Genomic DNA, 3847 nt, shown 5'->3' on the forward strand with positions numbered 1-3847 from the left:
GGGCGGGTAAAACGTATCTTGGATATGCCGGCAATGTTCGTTTGATATTTCAAAGAAGAAAATACGTTGCGTTTTTGTCCGTTCTGCGATAGGATGATAAAAAAGCCATCGGGAGGAATCCGCTATGACCTTACAGCAGCTTCGTTACGCTACCGCTGTAGCCGACACCGGCACCATCAGCCGGGCGGCACAGCAGTTTTTCATCGCACAGCCCAGCCTGACCAATGCCATCCGGGAGTTGGAACAGGAAGTTGGACTGACTATTTTTCACCGCACCAATCGGGGTGTGGCTCTGACCCCGGAGGGAGAGGAGTTTCTGGGATATGCCCGGCAGGTGCTGGCCCAGATGGAACTCATCGAGGAAAAATATCTCGGCTCAGCTCCGGTCAAGCATCAGTTCTGCGTGTCGGCCCAACACTATTCCTTTGCCGTGGAAGCCTTTGTGGAGTTGCTGAAAGAATACGGCGGAGAGGAATATGATTTCCGCATTCGGGAGACGCAGACCTATGAGATCATTGAGGATGTTGCAAAGCTGCGCAGTGAGGTGGGCGTACTCTATTTGAACAACGACAATGAAACCGTTCTGCGCAAGGTCATCCGGGAACACGATTTGACTTTCACGCCGCTCTTCACCGCAAAGCCCCATGTGTTCGTCAGTGCATCTAGCCCGTTGGCGCAGAAAAAGGCTTTGACACTGGACGATTTGAAGCCCTACCCACGCCTTTCCTATGAGCAGGGGGAGCACAATGCGTTCTATTTTTCGGAGGAGATTTTGAGCACTCTGGACAGCAAAAAGGACATTCTGGTGCGTGACCGCGCAACACTGTTCAATCTGCTGATCGGTCTGGATGGTTATACCATTTGCAGCGGCGTCATCAGCGAAACACTCAACGGTCCGAACATCCGTGCCGTGCCGCTGTTGGTAGATGATTCCATGCAAATCGGCTATCTGACCCACAAACAGGTGCAGCCCGGACGATTCGGAAAACAGTATATTGAGATTCTGAAAAAGTATACGGAGCAAGTATAGCTTCAAGCTATGTCAAACCGTCTGCATTTCGTATTTTACACAAATCAACTCCTGCGGTATACTGTTGCCATCAAGCAACGAGTACTGAAAATTGACGTATAGAGAGGGTTTTACGATATGGCAGAGTTGAAATCACCGTTCCGTTATGACTTTGTGGGCAGCTTCCTGCGCCCCCAGCACTTGAAAGAGGCACGTGCCCAGTTCAAGGCTGGCGAGATCGACCATGCTGCGCTGACCGCGGTGGAAAATGAGGAAATCACCCGCCTCATCGAGAAGCAGAAGCGTGCTGGTTATCACGCCATCACCGATGGCGAGTTCCGCCGCAGCTACTGGCATCTGGACTTCATGTGGGGCTTCCACGGCATTGAGGAAGTGGAACTGGATCACGGCTACTTCTTCCACGGTGAGGAGACTACCCACGGTTCCATTAAAGTGAGTGGTAAGATCAGCGGTGAGAACCACCCTTTTGTAGAGCACTACAAATTTGTTAAGCAGTTTGAGGATGAGAATTGCATCGCCCGCCAAACTATGCCTGCCCCGGCGCAGCTGCTGGCCGAACTGTACCGCGAGGACAACGGTAAAAACACGGATACTGTTTACCCTGACCACGAACAGCTGATTCAGGATATTGCTGTCGCCTACCGCACCGTCATTCAGGAGTTGTATGCCGCTGGCTGCCGCAATATCCAGTTTGACGACTGCACATGGGGCATGATCGGAGACCCGAATTACCAGAACTTCCTCAAGGAGAGCAATACCAAAGTGGAGGATGTAGCCGCAGAGTACCTGCGTCTGAACAATTTGGCACTGGAAAACCGCCCGGAGGGTCTGACGATCACCACTCATGTCTGCCGTGGCAACTATCATTCCACTTGGGCCAGCGAGGGCGATTACTTCACCGTTGCTCCCTTCCTGCTGGCACAGGAAAATGTGGATGCGTTCTATCTGGAATTTGACGATGCGCGTTCCGGCAGCTTTGAGCCGCTGAAGTATGTGGCCGATGGCAAAAAAGTGGTGCTGGGTCTTGTCACCACCAAATCTCCCCGACTGGAAAATAAGGATACCGTCATCGCCCGCATTCATGAGGCAGAGAAGTACATTCCTCTCGACCGTCTCTGCCTCAGCCCGCAGTGCGGCTTTGCATCCTGTGAGATCGGCAATAAGCTGACCGAGCTGGAACAGTGGAACAAGCTCAAACTGGTCAAGGAAATCGCCGAGACCGTCTGGGGTAAATAAGAAGTATGACCGGCAGTTCTTAGAAAACAGAGAACTGCCGGTTTTTAATATAAATTCATCTTGCAATCTTCTTCATCTTGCAATCTTCCGCAAAATATGATATATAGATTATACGAAACATTGTTTTGAAAGAACGCTCCACCGTTCAATGATGTATAAATAGGAGGTGTCCGCCATGACCGCCGTGATCTACGCCCGTTATTCCAGCGACAATCAGCGTGAAGAATCCATCGAAGGTCAGATTCGTGAATGCACCGCCTATGCCGAAAAGAACGGCATCACCATCGTCAAGCATTACATTGACCGTGCGATCTCTGCCAAGACGGATAACCGCCCGGAGTTCCAGCAGATGATCAAGGACAGCGACAAGAAGCTGTTTGATATCGTTCTGGTCTGGAAGCTGGATCGTTTTGCCCGGAACCGCTATGACAGCGCCCGGTACAAGACCCAGTTGAAGAAAAACGGTGTCAAGCTCATGTCTGCCACCGAGATCATCTCCGAAGGCCCGGAGGGCATCATTCTGGAATCCGTCCTTGAAGGCTATGCCGAGTATTATTCGGCAGACCTTGCCGAGAAGGTCGTGCGTGGACAGACTGAGAACATCCTGAAAGGCCGCTGCAACGGTGGCCGTGGAACCTTTGGGTATACGCTGGATTCCGAGCGGAAGTTTCACATTGACCCTCTCATCTCTCCTTTTGTACTGGAATCGTTCAAGAAGTACAATGAAGGCTCCACCATGAAGGAGATCCGTGATTGGCTGAACGAAAACGGCATCAAGAACCCGGTGGGCGGTGCATTTACTTATAATAGTGTCGAACATATGCTCAAGAACCGGCGGTACATTGGAGAACTGAAATTCCGGGATGTGGTCGTACCGGATGCCATCCCGCCCATTATTCCGCTGGAACTGTTTGAGGATGTGCAGGAGAAGATCGCCAAAAACAAGAAAGCCCCTGCCCGTAGAAAGGCAGAGGATGACTACCTGCTCACCACCAAGCTGTTCTGCGGCTACTGTGGGGCGTTGATGTTTGGCGAAAGCGGCACGAGCCGGACTGGTGAAGTCCACCGTTATTATAAATGTGCCACTGCCAAGAAGCATAAAGGCTGCAAAAAAAAGACCGTCCGTAAACAGTGGCTGGAAGATCTGGTGGTCAACCAGACCATGCAGCTTGTCAAGGACGATGCCGCCATGGAATCCATCATTGCCAAGGTGATGGAACTGCAAAATAAGGAAAACACCAACATTCCCCTCTACGAGAAGCAGCTTCGGGATGCGGAATCGGGTATCCAGAATATGCTCAATGCGATTCAGGCCGGTATCCTGACCAGCTCCACCAAGGAACGGTTGGAGCAGCTGGAGGAAACCAAGCGTGAGCTTGAAGCCCGCATTGCAGAAGAAAAGCTGGCGAAGCCGAAAGTCACGGAGGAGTTCATTCGTTTTTGGTTGCTGCGGTTCCGCAAGCTGGACATGAGCCTGAAAGACCAGCGGCAGGCACTGGTGGACACCTTCATCAATGCGATTTACCTGTATGATGATAAGGTTTTGATAACCTTCAACTATAAAGAAGGAACACAGACCGT

The 3847-nt window shown here is 51.3% G+C and carries 3 protein-coding genes; all 3 read left to right on the plus strand.

The window, feature by feature from the left end:
- Positions 1-124 precede the first annotated feature (124 nt).
- Positions 125-1030, plus strand: a complete 906-nt coding sequence (locus C4N24_RS14750; protein ID WP_112092015.1) for a LysR family transcriptional regulator — start codon at positions 125-127, stop codon at positions 1028-1030.
- A gap of 117 nt (positions 1031-1147) precedes the next feature.
- Positions 1148-2266, plus strand: coding sequence for a 5-methyltetrahydropteroyltriglutamate--homocysteine S-methyltransferase (locus tag C4N24_RS14755; RefSeq protein ID WP_112092016.1), 1119 nt, complete (start codon positions 1148-1150; stop codon positions 2264-2266).
- Positions 2267-2441: 175 nt separating this feature from the next.
- Positions 2442-3847, plus strand: a 1406-nt coding sequence (locus C4N24_RS14760; RefSeq protein ID WP_146746821.1) for a recombinase family protein, incomplete at its 3' end; no start/stop codon positions are given.

Source organism: Faecalibacterium prausnitzii (assembly GCF_003287405.1).
GTDB lineage: Bacteria > Bacillota > Clostridia > Oscillospirales > Ruminococcaceae > Faecalibacterium > Faecalibacterium intestinale.

What these genes read in the sequence shown, in the direction of transcription:
- C4N24_RS14755 (WP_112092016.1), top strand. Translation starts at nt 1,148, where the DNA reads ATGGCAGAGTTGAAATCACCGTTCCGTTATGACTTTGTGGGCAGCTTC.
- C4N24_RS14750 (WP_112092015.1), top strand. Translation starts at nt 125, where the DNA reads ATGACCTTACAGCAGCTTCGTTACGCTACCGCTGTAGCCGACACCGGC.